General features: G+C 35.3%; 19 protein-coding genes, 1 tRNA gene and 2 pseudogenes. 16 read left to right on the top strand and 6 right to left on the bottom strand.

The features are described 5' to 3' along the window. Nucleotides 1-175: 175 nt before the first annotated feature. Nucleotides 176-397: pseudogene (locus I2C87_RS07125) on the bottom strand (XRE family transcriptional regulator); the annotation flags it as partial. A 259-nt stretch (nucleotides 398-656) separates the two neighbouring features. On the opposite strand from I2C87_RS07125, the gene I2C87_RS07120 reads away from it, so the two are divergent. The 7 genes from I2C87_RS07120 (at nucleotide 657) to I2C87_RS07090 (ending at nucleotide 6,705) form a co-directional block, all read left to right on the top strand. Beyond that, complete coding sequence (locus I2C87_RS07120) at nucleotides 657-869, top strand: helix-turn-helix domain-containing protein (RefSeq protein WP_195324391.1); 213 nt, start codon at nucleotides 657-659, stop codon at nucleotides 867-869. After that, a complete protein-coding gene (locus tag I2C87_RS07115) occupies nucleotides 866-1,564 on the top strand; it encodes a response regulator transcription factor (RefSeq protein WP_229046286.1) in 699 nt (232 codons plus the stop codon). Before I2C87_RS07120 ends, I2C87_RS07115 begins: the two co-directional genes overlap by 4 nt. Next, entirely contained in the window at nucleotides 1,557-2,642 is a 1,086-nt protein-coding gene (locus tag I2C87_RS07110; protein WP_195324323.1) for a sensor histidine kinase, read from the top strand. The genes I2C87_RS07115 and I2C87_RS07110 overlap by 8 nt, the downstream gene beginning before the upstream one ends. Nucleotides 2,643-2,853: 211 nt before the next feature. Next, a complete protein-coding gene (locus I2C87_RS07105) occupies nucleotides 2,854-3,159 on the top strand; it encodes a lactococcin 972 family bacteriocin (protein ID WP_229046283.1) in 306 nt (101 codons plus the stop codon). A gap of 107 nt (nucleotides 3,160-3,266) precedes the next feature. Then, nucleotides 3,267-5,435, top strand: a complete 2,169-nt coding sequence (locus I2C87_RS07100; protein ID WP_195324322.1) for a hypothetical protein — start codon at nucleotides 3,267-3,269, stop codon at nucleotides 5,433-5,435. After that, nucleotides 5,436-6,107, top strand: a complete 672-nt coding sequence (locus tag I2C87_RS07095; protein ID WP_195324321.1) for an ATP-binding cassette domain-containing protein — start codon at nucleotides 5,436-5,438, stop codon at nucleotides 6,105-6,107. It abuts the gene before it with no gap. Nucleotide 6,108: 1 nt separating this feature from the next. Continuing rightward, the gene (locus I2C87_RS07090) at nucleotides 6,109-6,705 is read left to right on the top strand and encodes a conjugal transfer protein (RefSeq protein ID WP_195324320.1); all 597 of its coding nucleotides are present in this window, start codon (nucleotides 6,109-6,111) and stop codon (nucleotides 6,703-6,705) included. 69 nt (nucleotides 6,706-6,774) lie between these two features. Here I2C87_RS07090 and I2C87_RS07085 read toward each other — a convergent pair whose 3' ends face one another. The 3 genes from I2C87_RS07085 to I2C87_RS07075 all read right to left on the bottom strand — a co-directional run bounded on the left by I2C87_RS07085 (nucleotide 6,775) and on the right by I2C87_RS07075 (nucleotide 9,011). After that, nucleotides 6,775-7,191: a helix-turn-helix domain-containing protein gene (locus I2C87_RS07085; protein WP_195324387.1), complete on the bottom strand. Its 417-nt coding sequence runs from the start codon at nucleotides 7,189-7,191 to the stop codon at nucleotides 6,775-6,777. Between the two features lie 573 nt (nucleotides 7,192-7,764). After that, nucleotides 7,765-8,280: a DUF308 domain-containing protein gene (locus I2C87_RS07080; protein WP_125335713.1), complete on the bottom strand. Its 516-nt coding sequence runs from the start codon at nucleotides 8,278-8,280 to the stop codon at nucleotides 7,765-7,767. A 218-nt stretch (nucleotides 8,281-8,498) separates the two neighbouring features. Next, entirely contained in the window at nucleotides 8,499-9,011 is a 513-nt protein-coding gene (locus tag I2C87_RS07075) for a helix-turn-helix domain-containing protein (protein ID WP_002919839.1), read from the bottom strand. A gap of 196 nt (nucleotides 9,012-9,207) precedes the next feature. Between I2C87_RS07075 and I2C87_RS07070 the strand changes: the two genes are divergently transcribed. The 4 genes and pseudogenes from I2C87_RS07070 to I2C87_RS07055 all read left to right on the top strand — a co-directional run bounded on the left by I2C87_RS07070 (nucleotide 9,208) and on the right by I2C87_RS07055 (nucleotide 11,767). Next, nucleotides 9,208-9,405, top strand: coding sequence for a hypothetical protein (locus I2C87_RS07070; RefSeq protein ID WP_167470857.1), 198 nt, complete (start codon nucleotides 9,208-9,210; stop codon nucleotides 9,403-9,405). Between the two features lie 45 nt (nucleotides 9,406-9,450). After that, the gene (locus I2C87_RS07065; protein WP_195324319.1) at nucleotides 9,451-10,428 is read left to right on the top strand and encodes a replication initiation protein; all 978 of its coding nucleotides are present in this window, start codon (nucleotides 9,451-9,453) and stop codon (nucleotides 10,426-10,428) included. An 11-nt stretch (nucleotides 10,429-10,439) separates the two neighbouring features. Next, nucleotides 10,440-10,628 carry a DUF3173 domain-containing protein gene (locus I2C87_RS07060; RefSeq protein WP_000369785.1) on the top strand — a complete coding sequence of 63 codons (189 nt, stop codon included), beginning with the start codon at nucleotides 10,440-10,442 and terminating at the stop codon, nucleotides 10,626-10,628. A gap of 1 nt (nucleotide 10,629) precedes the next feature. Beyond that, nucleotides 10,630-11,767, top strand: a pseudogene (locus I2C87_RS07055) (tyrosine-type recombinase/integrase). 86 nt (nucleotides 11,768-11,853) lie between these two features. On the opposite strand, the gene I2C87_RS07050 reads toward I2C87_RS07055, so the two are convergent. Both I2C87_RS07050 and I2C87_RS07045 read right to left on the bottom strand, forming a co-directional pair. Beyond that, nucleotides 11,854-11,926: transfer RNA gene (locus tag I2C87_RS07050), tRNA-Lys, on the bottom strand. Between the two features lie 262 nt (nucleotides 11,927-12,188). Next, nucleotides 12,189-13,460: a replication-associated recombination protein A gene (locus I2C87_RS07045; protein WP_195324318.1), complete on the bottom strand. Its 1,272-nt coding sequence runs from the start codon at nucleotides 13,458-13,460 to the stop codon at nucleotides 12,189-12,191. Nucleotides 13,461-13,574: 114 nt separating this feature from the next. On the opposite strand from I2C87_RS07045, the gene I2C87_RS07040 reads away from it, so the two are divergent. From I2C87_RS07040 to I2C87_RS07020, 5 genes are read left to right on the top strand one after another with little or no spacing between them, the layout of a single operon-like run. Beyond that, nucleotides 13,575-14,045: a DUF3013 family protein gene (locus I2C87_RS07040; RefSeq protein ID WP_048717561.1), complete on the top strand. Its 471-nt coding sequence runs from the start codon at nucleotides 13,575-13,577 to the stop codon at nucleotides 14,043-14,045. Between the two features lie 18 nt (nucleotides 14,046-14,063). After that, a complete protein-coding gene (locus I2C87_RS07035) occupies nucleotides 14,064-15,137 on the top strand; it encodes a site-2 protease family protein (RefSeq protein ID WP_195324317.1) in 1,074 nt (357 codons plus the stop codon). Nucleotides 15,138-15,160: 23 nt separating this feature from the next. After that, on the top strand, nucleotides 15,161-15,703 hold the full coding sequence (locus I2C87_RS07030; protein WP_195324316.1) for a hypothetical protein: 543 nt from the start codon (nucleotides 15,161-15,163) through the stop codon (nucleotides 15,701-15,703). 49 nt (nucleotides 15,704-15,752) lie between these two features. After that, complete coding sequence (locus I2C87_RS07025) at nucleotides 15,753-16,187, top strand: NUDIX hydrolase (RefSeq protein ID WP_195324315.1); 435 nt, start codon at nucleotides 15,753-15,755, stop codon at nucleotides 16,185-16,187. After that, nucleotides 16,184-17,083, top strand: a complete 900-nt coding sequence (locus I2C87_RS07020; protein ID WP_195324314.1) for a GIY-YIG nuclease family protein — start codon at nucleotides 16,184-16,186, stop codon at nucleotides 17,081-17,083. The genes I2C87_RS07025 and I2C87_RS07020 overlap by 4 nt, the downstream gene beginning before the upstream one ends. Nucleotide 17,084: the final 1 nt, after the last annotated feature.

The following is a 17,084-nucleotide window of genomic DNA, read 5'->3' as shown; positions in this document are numbered from 1 at the left end:
CAATAAGGATGCAAATGTGGCATATGTTATTGAAAAAAATGAATTTGATGAGCCTGGATATGTGAAGTAATTATGTGAGATAAGAAAATAAATAAGAGAGTTGAAAATGTACTGCACCCCAAAAGTTAGACAGAAAAAATCTAACTTTTGGGATCAGTACATATCCTCGCTTTTTTTAATCTAATAGGTCCTTATTTTCAATTAAGAGTTCTAGTGGGGATCTATCTCTTGCTACAATAAAACCAGGTTCATATTGGGTATGAAATGTTCTTTTCTGAGAAGTTGGATCAATATACAACTCTTCTCCATCTTCTGTGTATAGTTGGTTGCCTCTTGTTATGAATTTATAAGAAATTTTTATATTGAAAGTAATTAAAAATATTGAAATATAAGTGATTTTAGGGAAATACTTTTAGGTATTTTCAATGTCATGATTTAAAAATGGGGCAAAAGTGGGGCAAAATCGAATGACTCATAAAGGTTTCTAATTTGGTTTGAAAAACCTATAATACCTAATGATTATGCCATACTAGATATATAGTGTTGTTATAAATAAAAATCAGTATGAAACCAAATCCTCAAATAAAAATTGAGTGTACTCAATGGTTATGGTATAATACACATAAAAATTATATCTAAAGAAAAGAGGAAACGGCATAGCATTAAATTATAAACCCTTGTGGATACAACTCGCCAAAAAGGGATTAAAGAAAACAGAAGTTATTGTTATTGCACAGATTACAACTAATGTCATGGCACAGATGGGAAAAAATAAGCCAATCACACTTAAAAATTTGGAAAAAATATGTAATGCATTGGAATGTACTCCAAATGATGTATTTAGTTTTAAGGAGGGTGGAAATGAATGACTGAAATGAAAATAATGCTTGTAGAAGATGATACTAACTTAGCTGAGCTTATAAAGATTTATTTAATATCAGAGAATTGGGAAATCAGCATTTTTCATACTGGAAAAGAGGCGTTAGAGGAATTTGAAAAAAATAAATATGACTTGATATTATTGGATATTTTACTTCCTGATATAAATGGATTTGAAATATGCAAAAAGATAAGAGAAACGTCCACTATGCCAATCATTATGCTTACTGCCTTAGAAGATTCTTTTCATAGAGTGCAAGGATTGAATATAGGTGCAGATGACTATATCGTAAAACCGTTTGAACCATCTGAATTGATTGCGAGAATTAATTCTCATTTTAGAAGAAGTTATGTATTTACAAAAAATATTGTAAATACAATTAATTGTGATAGAGAAGTTAATAATTTAAAGATTAGCATTAAAACACATAAAGTTTACTATGGTAATATAGAGATTGAACTAACACCAAAAGAATTTGATATTTTGTGGTTGCTTATGGAAGAACCTGGTAAAGTGTATAATATGGATGATATACACTATAAAATATGGGGTGAAAAGGTGTTAGAAAATGAAGTTAATCCAGTTATGGTTCATGTAAGAAGAATTAGAAGTAAGTTTGAAAAGATTGGGTTAAAATCAGTCATAGTAACCGTTTGGGGAGTGGGGTATAAAATCAATGGGTAAGCAAAAAAGTTTTTTTGTGGAAGGTATTATTTATCAAATACTATGGATATTTTTAAGTACAATCCTATTTTTCATTATTTACAAAATAATGGATAATTTTTTTGTTGACAGTGTAAATCCAGAATTGCCATTAGATAAATTTGCTTCCTTTTATTTTGAAATAGGTAAATATATAATACTTTTACTAGGGGCGCTTACTATATTGATAGGAACATTTATAATACAGAAAAAAAGGTTTTATGTATATAATCAATATTTTGAGTCTGGCCTAAATTATCTTAGAAGTGAAGATAAAGATTTAATACCATTTCATGAGTCATTATCAAAGGAACGAGATTTGTTTATAGAACTTCATAATTACCAAAAAGAACTTGAAAAGGAGTATGAACTGGTATATAAAGAAAAAACAGATCTTCTAACGTATTTAGCTCATGATATAAAAACTCCTCTTGCGAATATGATAGGTTATATAACACTATTAAAAGACGAAAAAAATCTTTCTGAAGAACAAAAAAACAAGTTTGTTGATGTTATATATGAGAACATAAAATATTTAAATCGTTTATGTGAAGATTTTTTTTCATATTTAAAATTCAATTTAAATGAAATTCCACTAAATTTAATGGATGTAGATATAAAAATTTTTTTTAGCCAGTGGGAAGAAGAAAAAAGTTTATCTATAAAAGATCATCTTTTAATTTTGGAGTTTTTAAATTTGGAAAACAGTAAGATTAAAACGGAACCACAACTTTTACTTAGAATAATGGAGAATCTGATTACAAATGCAGTTAATTATTCTGTGAAAGGAACAAGCATAAATATAAAGGTTGAGGAAATTAATGGAATGTTAAAAATAAGTGTTATAAACGATGTTTCTCCAAATTTAAATGTGAATTGGAATATGGTTACTTCAAAGTTTTATAGGGGAAATTTATCAAGACGAATAAGCAATAATGGATCGGGACTTGGACTTACAATTGTAAGTGACATTGTAAAACACTTGGGTGGAAATTTTGAAATTGGAGAGGAGAATAAAAGAGTTTGTGCTAAAGTAATACTTCCATATAGATTAAATTAAATCGCAAAGAAAACGCAAGAATTATTCAAAGATACCGTTAAGTATAAAGCAAAGAGCTATTCTATAATATAAGTAAGGATAGCTCTTTTATATTTGAATGGAATTATTAATTTGAATAATCATCTGTGATTATAAATATATAAAATAGAGGTGGAGTTTTATGAATTACAATAATCCTCATAGGTATAGGAACGGAGATTGAGTAGAGTTTTTGAAAACTTTATTCGGAAGAAAAATTTTACAAAAAGTTAAAGTATTTGAAGAAGATTATACTCAGCCAAAGTTGTTCAGTTATGATAGCGGATGGAAAAGTTTTTTAGGTGGAAAATGGAGACATGGTGTAGGTAGTCGATATGTTTGGTCTAAATACGATCACAATAATAAAACACATAAAACTACAGTACAAGGTGCTAGTGGTCAATTCTCTTATTCGGGTTGTACAAGCTCTGGAAGTAGAGCAGAAGCTTCTTGGGAAAAAGCTTTAAGTGGTAATAGGGCTTGGGCTGATGTTAAATAACAATAAATAAAAAATAGTTGAATGAGTTTGAGCGTTGCCACGTTGTTATTTTAGCATTATGGCATTACTCATACTCGCTATTTTTATAAAGTTGGAGATGATGCAGAATGAAAAAAACAGTGGGTATATTGGTAATTTTACTAATTATAGTGATTGGTATCGGAAAGTTTTTCTATTCAGACGGCATGTTTTTAAATATATTCATAAAAGAGTTTAATACTACTGTAAACATTGTAACAAAGCCAGAAATAGCTGATAAAACAATAATTGAATTGCAGAAAATAGCCAATAAAAATGATTTAAGCTTCATAAAGGAAGAATATATTCCTAAGAATAGTAGATTTGATAAACAAAAAATAAAGATTTACATTCATCTAAATGATTCTGAATGGTTCAAGAAATCTTTTAGAAATATATCTATTGCTGATAGCAAAGACAAATTGAATGATTTTGAGAATGTAAAATCAATGAGTTTGCTCACGTCAAAAGATATAAGCTTAATTCCTTTTGAAAACGTCAGCAAGGAAAAAGTTAATGGGGATTATCATGTAAGAGGTACGGAAGTAAATATTAATAAGTTTATTGAAGAAATAAATCAAAATGAAAAATTAAAAACAGAAGTCGTTGTTAATCCGGATTTTATTGTTTCTAGTCAATTCACAAAGAAACAAGCATATCTATATATGCTTACGGTTTTTATTATATTTGTAGCTACTGTCTTTTGTCTAATTATTTATAATGGGATGCTTTCAAAGGAATTATCGATATCCATTTTACTAGGATACGACAAATTAACTTTAGCTATTGCTAAGGTTTTAAATATTCTTGCAATACCAGCAATAGTGGGACTTGTACTGACGATTGGAATTATAGAATATTTAGTTGCTCCTAGTGATATTTTAGGATTTATGATATCAATGAAAACAATACTTATTTTAGTTGCTTTTATAATAGGGGGGCTAATATCAATAGAGTTTATATTGATTTATCTCAAATTAAAAGGAATTAATGTTATTGCCTTATTGAAAGGTTATAGAAGAAGTTATCATAGAAGTTCTTTTTTTATAAAAACAGGGTCGATTGTTATGGTTCTTTATTTAGCAATTGTAAGTATTTTAGGACTCGCTGATTACTTGAGTATGAAACAATACATTCCAACTTGGGAACGCTCAAAGAATTATGCAAATATTGCTTGTGCATGGTCTTGGAGTTATGCAAAAGATGATGATAAGTTCCATGAAATTGTTATTCCAAAGCTGAATAACTTATGGAATAGTTTGGACGATAGTGGAGCAATATTATTTAATGCCCCAAACGTTAGAAAAGAGGGAAAGAATGATGATGAGGAGTATCTAAATCAACAACCGTTTCAAGGCAATTATGCTTATGTAAATAAAAATTATTTACATATTGCTAATCTCTTAGATAAAGATACGAATAAAATAGAACAATATAAAATACATGAAAATGAGTGGATTGTTTTTGTTCCAGAAGATGTTAAAATTACTGAATTTGACAAAGAAAAAATTCACGAAGATCATATTTTTCAAAATATAAAAAAACAAGGTACAATTACAGAAACATATGTAAGGCTGAAAGATAATCAAAGTGTATTTTCTTTTGATAGTGGCAAAAGAATTGATGAAGCAGACTTGAAAAATTATGTTTTGGTAGCAGTAAATGGGAAAGAATTACTCCCAGATTACGGAATCAAACTATCATCTTTAGTAAATGGTCAGCTACATCCATATGTTAAAGAGCCTAGTAGAGGATACGAGAGTTTGAAGGACATAATTGAAGAAACAGAATCTGAGCCGTTTATACTCTATATCAGCTCAGTCTACGATGATATAGTTTCAAGAATAGACGAATATAAGATGGAGGCAAGTATATATGTTATTGATCTTGTCTTATCTATTGTTATTTTAGCAACGTTATTAAAAATAGATAAAGAAACATATTTTTATAATCATGGACAACGAATAGATGTTTCTAGGTTGTTGGGATATGGATTTTTTGATATACATCATAAGAAAATTATTGAAAATATCGTTGGTTATATCATAAGTATTATTACTTTATTTATGGTTATTATGGTAACAGGAGTAACAAGTTATGTTGGACAGTTTATACCTAGTGATGGTTGGAGTATGTCTAAACTTTTGATTAGTTTAATAATAGGTATTTGTGGAAGCTTTATATGTTTTGGCATAGAAATTTTACAACTAAAGAAAAGTGAAAGAAGCATTGTACTTAGGTTAAAGGAGGGGTGTTAAATGCAAAAAGAAAAGGAATTGCAAATAACCTTAAGAAATGTCTCTAAGAAATATGGAGAACACAGTATTTTGGAAAATATTAGTTTGGATATTTATAAAGGAGATTTTGTTTGTATCTTTGGGAAGAGTGGAGGAGGAAAAACAACACTTTTGAATATAATTGGGACATTAGAAAATTATGATAGTGGTAGTGTAACCTGTTTTTCAAATCGAGATCCTATAAAAGATCCTAAAGTAGGAGAGCTATTACGCAGAGAAAAAATTGCTTATTTATTTCAAAATTTTGCTTTGGTGGAAAAAATGACGGTTGAGGAAAATATGATGCTTGCTGCCAAATACAATCAAGAAAAAAATAAGAAAAATCTTATAGAAGCTGCCTTGAATAAAATGGGCATTTCAGACAAATTAAAATCGAAGGTTTATGAACTTTCAGGTGGAGAACAGCAAAGGGTAGCCCTTGCAAGAAATATGATAAAACCGTTTGAAATTATGTTGGCGGATGAACCGACAGGTTCTCTTGATTATGAGAATAAAAAAATTGTAATCGATACACTTATTAGATTAAATGATGAAGGTAAGACGATCGTAGTTGTAAGTCATGATAAGGACTTTGAAAAAGTAGCACATAAGAATTATATTATTGAAAAGTCAGCTATAAGGGAGGTGTGTTAAGATGAAAAAGAAGATTGCTTTATTAGTACCGGTTATAGCACTGTGTATTTGTGGTTTATTCTTTTACATGAACAGAAATAGTGATGATATTGATGTTGCATTTACAGTAAAAAATGAAACAAAAGAAAAAATAGATACAGTGGGTATTGCGATGGGGAAAAAATATATTTTGAATAGAACAAATGGAGAAAAATTTTATTTTCCAAAAGATCTAGTCAAAGAAAAACAAGACAAAGCTATTGTTTTTGTAGTATCTAAAGATGGAATCATAGCAAAGTCAGGGGAAATAGATTTAAAAGAAAATAAAGAAGTAAGCATAAGGGAAATTAAAGAAGGAGAAATATCATTGGATATAGCTGCTCAAAAAACAGATATAAAAATTAGTATTCCTAGATTAGATGCTTGGAAAGTTAGTACAGATGAAAAATTTATCAAGGGTTCTTATGAAGCAAATACTGATTCGCAATATACATTATATTTATTAGGAAAAGGCGGAAAATTAGGTATTTCCAGTACAGAAATGAAAGGAATACGTGTTACTGCAAGTTGGGAAAAACCGAAAGATAAAATAGATAGTTGGCTTATATTTAATGATTAAAAACACCCCAAAAGTTAGATTTTTTCTGTCTAACTTTTGGGGTGCAGTTCATATCCTCGCTATTTTTATTTAATCTAATAGGTCCTTATTTTCAATTAAGAGTTCTAGTGGGGATTTATCTCTTGCTACAATAAAACCAGGTTCATATTGGTTATGAAATGTTCTTTTCGGAGAAGTTGGATCAATATACAATTCATCTCCATCTTTTGTGTATAGTTGGTTGCCTCTTGTTAGGTAAAGTAAATCCTCTAAGTATTGTCCATCAGTTTCTAGAAAATGTTCGATGTATTTGACAGCCTTTAAGATCTCACTTACTTTATCAGAGTATTCATTCGATTCAAGAACACTCTTTTCTAATTCAATCTCCTTACTCGTTCCAAAAAGTTGAGTTGGAGTTGCATTAAAATATTCTGCTATCTTATCTAAATTTGCAAAGGTGGGATAGCTTTTTTGTTTTTCATAATCAGAGATGGACTGTTTACCGATTCCTAATTACCTCAGTCTCTTCAGTCTGTTAATTTTTTTTCGAAAATTTCTCTCATTAGTTAAATTAAATGGTTCTTTTCAATTAAGTTTTAACTTCTATCTGGTAAGTAAAAGGAAAAATAATACCCGTGGTGCTAGTTAAACTCAAAATACAAGAAAAGCCTAAAAGGACTATACTGTAAGTGACAAAACAAAACAGGAGGATAGTCCAAATGAGCCACTTACATTAGTCCTGTGAAATACAGAACTAAATCCTTCACTTAAATTACTTGTCTAACTTTTTGGGGTCAGTACAAACAGTGCTTTTTTTGTTGAAATCGCAAAGAATCTAAGCTTTCTTTTTGCAGATAACATTCGCTCTTTTATTTTCGGTATGATTGAGTCGATGCCCCGTTCTCGACCGGTTATTATTGCAACTTATCGAATGCTAGAGCACTATGCCATCACTTTTTGGAAGAATACTTGGAGCAATTCTACGCAGAATGGAATGCGAAAAAGTGATAATTAAAGAGACAAAAAAGCTGAGAATATGATTTCCCAGCTTTTTTGAATGCGATAGAAATAGCAACTAGACTATTTACGAAAGACCTCAATAATGTAGGTGAAGCCAGTAACTAAAAATGCAAAGGCAATGACATAAACGACAAAGACACCTGTAGCCACTGGATTGAACAGAATCACTAGACCTAGTAAAAATTCAAGCAAGGCTACCCACGTGATATTGCTACCAATAATAGGGAAAATCAATCCTAGACGATTGCCTTTAAAGAAAGCAATAATGGCTTCTACAATTAACCAAATTCCTACAATGGTCGGAATGACGACCGGCAGGGTCACAAAGCCATAAGCAACGAGGTAAAGAGCTAAGAGAAGACTAACAAATCCTTGGAAAAGATAAACAGGTGAGCGAAGCTCTTTTGGTGCAGAGAAATAGCCTAAAATAGCTGCTATAGAAGAAACCAGTAAACCAAATGAAATCCACCAGCTGTAAGCAACAAGATTAGCTACTGGGTTTGTAAATAGGAAAAGTCCTAAAAGGACAAAAACAACTCCTGCAAGGAATAGCAGTAAACGATTAGAAAATTTCATTTCAATACCCCCTATATAGTATAGTTTGCTAATAAAACTATTGTACTTATTTTTATAGAAAATGTCAATAAAACAAATAAACAATTTGGAAGTTTCAGTCTGACTTACAAAAAGAAAAGGAGTTTTCACTCCTTTTCACAGATTGAAGACAAAGTCCTTATAAAAGTGTCTTCTAAAGATTTTAACTTCAATCTGAAGCGAGGTTATCCTCGCTTTTTCTATTTATCAAACAATTCCTTATTTTCAATTAAGAGTTCTAGTGGAGATTTATCCCTTGCTACAATAAAACCAGGTTCATATTGGTTATGAAGTGTTCTTTTCTGAGAAGTTGGATCAATATACAACTCATCTCCATCTTCTGTGTATAGTTGGTTGCCTCTTGTTAAGTAAAGTAAATCCTCTAAGTACTGTCCATCAGTTTCTAGAAAATCTTCGATGTATTTGACAGCTTTTAAAATCTCACTTACTTTATCAGAGTATTCATTAGATTCAAGAACACTCTTTTCTAACTCAATCTCTTTACTCGTTCCAAAGAGTTGGGTTGGAGTTGCATTAAAATATTCTGCTATCTTATCCAAATTTGCAAAGGTAGGATAGCTTTTTTGTTTTTCGTAATCAGAGATGGACTGTTTACCAATTCCTAAATCTTCAGCTAGTTGAGTTTGACTTACTCCTTTTTCTATGCGTAGGCGTGCCAAATTGGGTCCAAAATTTTGAATAATAAAGGTCATGGAAAACTCCTATTCTTTTATTTTTAACTTATTTTATCACCTATAAACTTACAAATCAAGTTTTTAGTTGACTATTTAAAATATTTTTTATAAAATATATTTATAACTTATAAATAAGTTATAAATAATACAAAAAAATAGCTCGTAAGTTTAGGATTGGTGAGTGGGGAAGAAGTTGAGGACAAGACGATGACTTATGACTATTCGAAGCCTTAGAGCTAGAAATTGTGTGGACAAGGACAAGGGCGAGCCTGACGGGAAGTCAGGCGAAGTCCCGAAGACTGCCGTCCAGACAATTTCTAGCCAAGCAAAAGCTGGCTATTCTAACAGCCAGCAAAAAGGGACACTTAGGGCAACGCCCAAAGAACGACGGAACGAGCAATCGTTGATTTGACGGTGTTTCTGAAACCTAAAAAATCTAAAAGAAGGGGGGACAATTTTGTTGGTTTCTATACAAGATTTAAGAAGTATTCAAGAACGATGTGATGTAGGAGAATTAGTACAGCGGTTAGATGTCAGTATTGATAGATTAACGGTTATCTGGGATACAGACATTGGTTCCCTAAGACAAATTTTTAAAAATCTGAAACAGGCAATAAGTACAAGAGTTGATTCATTTGAAATACATGATAACGTACGAGATGATGTCTTTACTTTAGCTAAAGTTTTTAATGAGTATGATTCGATCAATATTATATTTTTTCAATTATCCACTTATGGAGGTGAACAATTGATTCGAATTGATTTCAATCCTAATACTTTAAAAGAATTTGATGGAAGGAAAGTATGGAGGCAATTAATGTACTTTGCTAGATTGAATTCATTGACAGTACGTTTGTCACGTTTTGATTTGGCATTTGACATTTTCAACAATCCTGAAATCGTTAATTTGCAACATATTAAAGGTGGTGTTACCCATAAGGCCTTCTATGGTAGAGGGGGTGAATTAGAGACGAAATATTGGGGTTCTAGCGGTAGTAATGTACAAGTTAGGTTATATGATAAGAATAAAGAAATCATTGTTCACAAGCGCGAAGAGAAGCTAGATTTGGATGTAAATCCGTTTTGGTGGAGATTAGAGTTCCAACTCAGAACCAAAGCGATTGGTGAGGAGATGGTCCAAGATGTTATGAATCGACTTGATAATTTCGGATTTTATAAGCTAGAACATATTCGAGTGGAGCAAAGAGCATTTACAATTATCTTTCTCAACAATCCTGAACTGTTGTCATTGGCTTTTCCAAATTTAAAATCAGATAGCATCAAAAAGAAAAAAACAAGAGTCCGCAAACTATTGAGAGAAGAAACGAACCAATTTGCGGAAGAATTAAAAGAAGTATTAATACAGAATCTCCCTAAATTAAATACAGAATTACAACTACTTGTAGGCGAGTTTCTGAATTTAGAAAATAAATAAGGAGGATAACTATGGACAATAATTTAATTAGTAACAAAGAATTAATTGAAATGGGCTATCGCCCTCATACAGCGAATGATATCATTCATCAGGCAAGAGAATTACTTGTCTCACGAGGCTATACATTTTATAATCGCAAACGTTTGATGGTTGTTCCAAAAAGTGTTGTAAATGAGATTCTAGGAACTGAGGTGGCGTAATATGGCAAGTGTTCGTTATCGAAAGCGAGGAGATAGTAATTTATGGACCTATGAAATTCGTAGCGAAGGGAAAACTGTTGTTCATAATAGCGGTTTTAAAACAAAAAAACTTGCAGAGTCAGAAGCTGAACCGATTCTGCAAGAACTTCGTTTAGGAAAAAGAATTTCTAGAGATATTTCTCTTGTAGATCTGTATCAAGAATGGCTTGAACTAAAAATTCTACCGAGTAGTAGGTCGGAAGAGACAAAGAAAAAATATCTTCTCCGTAAAAACACAATTGAAAGATTATTTGGAAATAAAAAAGTCACTCAAATTCGTGCGAGTGAATACCAAAGGATTATGAATAAGTATGGGCAGACGGTTGGTAGAAATTTTCTTGGTAGATTGAATACTGGGATTCATCAGAGCATCCAAATGGCAATTGCAGACAAAGTTCTAATAGATGATTTTACACAACATGTTGAGTTATTTTCATCCAAAGAACAACAGATGACAGAAGAGAAATATTTACATACAGAAAAGGACTATCTGGATTTACTTTTAGCAGTAAAGAGAAAATTTGATTACCAACGTTCAATTGTTCCTTATATCGTCTATTTTCTATTAAAAACAGGCATGAGGTTTGGAGAGTTAATAGCGTTAACTTGGAATGAAGTTGACTTTGACAGAGGACTGCTAAAAACATATAGGAGGTTTAATACCCTTTCTCATAAATTTGTCCCTCCAAAAAACAAAACGTCTATTCGGATGGTACCGATAGACGAAGAATGTATCAAGATATTACAAGTCCTAAAAATTGAACAAGAGAAAGCTAATAAAGAGCTAGGAATCAAGAATAGGTATAAAATGATTTTTCAGCATTATGTATATACACTTGGTACCAGATATTGCAAGTGTCAATAAAGCTATGAGTGTTCTTTTAAATGAATTAGATATATATCCAATTATCACGACAAAAGGAGCACGTCATACCTATGGAAGCTACCTCTGGCACAAAGGATTTGACCTTGGAGTTATTGCAAAGATTTTAGGTCATCGAGATATTTCAATGTTAGTAGAAGTATATGGACACACTTTAGAAGAGAAAATTTTTGAAGAATTTAATCAAATTAGAGATGTTTGGAAAGATTGCTCATAAAAAAATGTGGGGCAAATGATGGGGCAAATCAGTTATAGACAAGCAAAAAAGCCTTATAAATCAAGGCTTTTTCCTGTTGATTTAGATGCCCCCTGCAGGGCTCGAACCTGCGACCCATAGATTAAGAGTCTACTGCTCTACCAACTGAGCTAAGGAGGCAAAAAAAAGCTGTATTGGTGCCGAAACTTCACGGTTTGTATTGAACCCGCGCAATTAAGCAGGTGGGCAACTTGCTCTAACTGAAGCTGCTTCCGCGTGATACGGCCTGCATGCTGTTAGAAGTCCTTTGTTTCCCTAATAATACAAAAAATAGTCGGTCAACACTTAAGTGTGAAGTCGTACACCACAGCGTTTCTATATGTATATGATACCATATTTCAAAAAAATTTCAAGGGAAAATCTCAATTTTTTGGAACCGATATCACCTTTTCTTGAATTGATCAATCTTCTCTTTTGTCGTCCCTAGGGCTCGCTCGTATTTGCCATTTTTATTTGGAGTGAAATAAGAGGCCCCCTTCAGCTTGTCTGGTAGGTAGTCCTGTTGGACCCAATTGCCAGGATAATTGTGGGGATACTTGTAGTCTTGGGCATTTCCCAAGGTCTTGCTTCCGGCATAGTGACCATCCCGTAAATGGCGGGGGATAGGAAGATTGCCCGACTTCCGGAGGTCAGACAAGGCCTTGTCCATGGCGACGTAGGCTGAGTTGGACTTAGGCGAAAGTGCCAGATCAATGACGATGTTGGCGATGAGGATGCGGGCTTCGGGGAAGCCGATGCGCTCCGCTGCCTGAAGGGCTGTCACCGTATGGATCTGCGCATCTGGATTGGCCAGGCCGATATCTTCGTAGGCAATGACCGTCAAGCGACGGGCTAAGCTGGGTAGATCGCCCGCTTCGATCAAACGTGCGGCGTAGTGGAGACTAGCATCGACATCAGATCCGCGGATGGATTTTTGAAGAGCAGAGAGGACATCGTAGTGGCCGTCTCCGTCCTTGTCCATGGTGATATAGCTCCGTTGGAGGCTGTTTTCCATGATCTCGAGACTGATGTGGCGAATGCCATCCTCCCCTTCCTTAGTAGAGAGGACAGCTAAATCGAGAGAATTATAGGCAGAACGCAGGTCTCCATTGGTCGAAGTGGCTATGAAATCCAAGGCTTCCTCATCGAGGGTAACAGGGAAGTCAAAGCCCCGCTCAGGGTCGCTCAGTGCCAACTGGATCGCCTCTTTGACCTGTTCATTGGTCAAGGGTTCCAACTCAAAAATCTGTACCCGACTGCGAATGGCAGGCGTCACGGAGAAGAAAGGATTCTCAGTCGTTGCGCCGATCATGATGACCAGACCGCTTTCGAGCAAAGGCAGGAGAAAATCTTGCTTGGTTTTATCGAGGCGATGGATCTCATCCAAAAGCAGGACTAAGCCACCTGAAAACTTGGCTTCCTCTGCGATCTCTTGCAGGCGTTTTTTGCTGTCGACGGTTGCATTGAAGGTCCGAAAGGCATACTTGGTCGTGCCCGCGATGGCTGAAGCAATACTGGTCTTGCCAATCCCCGGAGGGCCATAGAGAATCATGGACGAGAGACGATTGGCCTCCACCATGCGGCGGATGATTTTCCCCTCCCCGATGAGGTGCTCTTGGCCGATAACCTGGTCGATGGTTTTGGGGCGCATGCGCAGGGCGAGATTGTCCGGCATGAGGGTCTCCTTTCTAGCTTTGTCTCCTTTAAAAGAGGCAGTTTTTATGGTAAGATTGTAGTAACTATTGTATCATATTCCGCTCTAAGAGTGGGAAATTAGAAAGAGGACACGATGTCTAAATATGGATTTTTGGATGTTTTAGAAGAGGAAATGGACAAGGTCTTTCCCTTTGACTTTGAGATCAATTGGGATAAGAAAAATCATGCGGTAGAAGTGGCTTTTCTCTTGGAAGTGCAAAACACAGGAGGAGTTGCCTTGGTCGATGAGTCGGGGGAAGAGTCTGACGAGGATATCTTCTTTGAAGAAGCCGTCATCTTCTACAATCCAGCCAAGTCGCATGTGGAAGAAGATGCCTATTTAACGGCGATTCCGTATGAGCCAAAAAAAGGCTTGTCTCGGGAATTTCTAGCTTATTTTGCGACCTTCCTAAAGGATACGGCCGAGCTAGCCTTGGATGACCTCATGGATTTCTTAGCAGACGAAGAAGCAGAGAGCTTTGAGATCGTCTGGAACCAAGAAGTTTTTGAAGAAGGAAAGGTTGGTCTAGAAGAAAGCACCTTTTACCCTTATCCGAGATATTAGAAACAAGTGGGAGAGTTAATGAAAAAAATTGGGACCTACCTGGTTTACGGCCTGTCCTTTCTTCTCTTGATGGGTGCTTTTGCCTTGGGGACGATCGCCTTTACGGATTTAGGCTTTCAACTGGTTTTTGTACCGGGCTATCTCTTCACTTTTTCTAGTATGTATCTCATTTTCATTCTTCATGAACTGGGGCATGCTTTTTGTGGCTATCTGACGGGTTATCGCCTCGTCGCTTTGGGCTTGGGAAGTTTCCTTCTGACTAAAAAGGAAGGAAAGTTTCGTCTTAGCCAGACGGCAGTTCTGAAAAATGTTGGCGCCCAGTATATTGGACTAAAAGAGGATGAAAGTGACCAACGAATGATCTTGATGCTTTCAGGTGGGATATTGGTTCATTTGACCTTACTCATCCTATCCCTCCTCTTTGGAGTTCTGACACAGAGTTGGTATTTTGCAGGAACTTGGATTTGTCTAAATCTCTCCTTTATTTTGGCCAATGTTCTCCCTCTTGGGATTACAGATGGAGCCAAAATTTTAGAATTGATGCGCCATCCTGAAAATGTAACCTATGCTTATCTAGGACTGCGCCATTCTGCTCAGACCCTGCTAGCCCCAGAAGACTATGACCTAAAAGACTTTGTTGGACCTGTTCCCGAGGAGGCCCAAGGAGGCTTTGTGGAGGGTGCCTTAGCCCTTCAGGGAGAAGTTTTGATCCTAGAAGGCGATCGAGAGGCGGCTAAAGAGCACTTTCAGGCTTTACTGGAGAGGGCAGATAACCCGATGATTCAAACGGCCGCCCAGTTGTCCCTACTGCATATCGCCTTATTGGAAGGTGATCATGAGAAAGCAGAGGAATACGCGTCCATTCGACGAGTCAAGTCTTTTTTGTCGATGAAATTGACCAATATACAGGCGGTCCAAGCCTGGTATCAATTTAAGGTCAAGAAGGATTTGACCCAGACACACAAGGCGATCAAGCTTGCCAGACAGAAGATGGATGTGAGTCGCATGCTGCGGGATGAGAAAGCCTATTACCAGCAGTGGTTAGATGAGTTGGAACAAGCCATACAGGAAGAAGAGACTCAGGTGAGCTGAGAAATAGGAAAGGGAGCTGTCCGATGCTTCAGAAATTTAAGCGGTTATTTAGTAAAAAATCCCAAAAATCTCAAGAACGTGAGTCGATCCTTTCCCGCAATCGCTTTGCGGATTTAGATTTCGAGCGAGTATTGAAGTCAGGAACTCGTTGTTGTGTTGATGAAGATGGGCACTATGTTGAGGATGGTAAAATCACATTATTTGAATTTTCTATAGACTTTGCAGAATTTGAGTTCATAGGTGATTTCAAAATTGAGGAGGAAGATCAGTTTAAGCAACTATTAGCTCGTTTGAATAGTTTTGACAATGCCATTCAGTCCCATTTGGAAAGCGAGTTGCAACAACCTATCCCTCAGTTTGCCAAGAATCTCGGCTATACTCAGAAGAGGTGGGAGAAAACCTTTTACTTCCATCCTTGGATATTAAGTTTTGATGAAAATCCTCCTAATCTTCGCTATGTTGCAGATTATGTCAATGATGAGTTTACGGTTTATTTTGCTAAAAAACATGGCAGATGGCAGGCGTACTGGGATGCAGAGTGCCAAAAGGTGATTGAAGAAAGCTAGCTAGGGGTTTTCTATAGAGTAGTAGTTATGATAAGAAAAGGTCATCATCATGGAATTATTGGATAGCAGAATAGATTTTACGGGTTGTAAGATTGCCTTGATTTGTGATGGGCAAATTTTGACCATCTTGCGCGATGACAAACCAACCATTCCTTGGCCTAATCTGTGGGAGTTGCCAGGTGGTGGTCGGGAAGGGGACGAGAGTCCTTTCGAGTGCGTGGCGCGTGAAGTCTATGAAGAATTAAATATCCAACTGTCGAAAGATGACATAATCTGGTCTCGACTCTACCCCAGTATGCTAGATGAGAACAAGAAATCTGTCTTTTTAGTTGGGAAGTTGACGCAGGAACAGTTCGAAAGTATCATCTTTGGAGACGAGGGCCAGAGCTACAAATTAGTCAGCATTGAAGAGCTTTTGACATCAGATCGGGTTGTACCTCAATTGCAAGAACGAGTACGAGATTATGTGGAGAAGGATAAATGATGAAGCGTAGTAAAAATATTAACATGTTTCTCATGGATGGCGAAGTGACAGGAAAAATCAAATGTACCTTGTCAAATTGGACCGGTGTGATTTATAAAATTCCTCGAATTCAATTGGCGGATTTAAAATCACGTGATGAAATGAAGCAAAGTGGCATTTATTTCTTATTTGGCCGTGATGAGGATAAGCAAAAGGATGTTACCTACATCGGGCAGGCGACGAATCGCAAAAATGGTGAGGGTGTCCTTTTACGTGTTCAGGAACATACTCGTGATAACCATGCGGATTATTTTAATGATGTCATTATTTTGACGACGCAGAATAATTCCTTTGGTCCCACAGAAATCAGTTACCTGGAAAATAAATTTACACAATTAGCTAAAGACGCGGGGCGCTTCATTGTAAAAAATGGGAATGAGCCAAATTCTGGAAATGTTACGGAAGAAAAGCAGTCGGAGTTGGATGAGGTTGTGGAAAACACCTTGATGATTGTAGGAACCTTAGGGTATCGAGTGTTTGTTCCTATGACCAAGAAAATAGGTCAGAATATTTCTGATGAAAATTCAACTCATCTTTATTTGAAGCGAAAAACGAAGAAATCAAATCGAATGATTGAAGCTATCTGTGAGCAGACTTCAGAAGGTTTTGTAGTTTTAGAAGGTAGTCAAGTGGAAATGATTGATTCCCCTACATTACCAACAAGTTTGAAAGAACTGCGTCATGCGCTAATGGAAGAAAACGTCATTAAAGATGGGATTTTGCAAGAAAACCAACTCTTTTCTAGTCCGTCTTATGCTGCAGGTTTTCTGCTTGGTATGCCTACGAATGGACGAACTGACTGGAAGAATCAGGATGGGAAGACCTTAAAAGAATTAGAAGAAATGATAGAGTGTTAAG

It is taken from the genome of Streptococcus sp. 1001283B150225_161107_H12 (assembly GCF_015552665.1).
Taxonomy (GTDB): Bacteria; Bacillota; Bacilli; order Lactobacillales; family Streptococcaceae; genus Streptococcus.
This window is presented reverse-complemented; position numbering and strand designations above follow the sequence as displayed.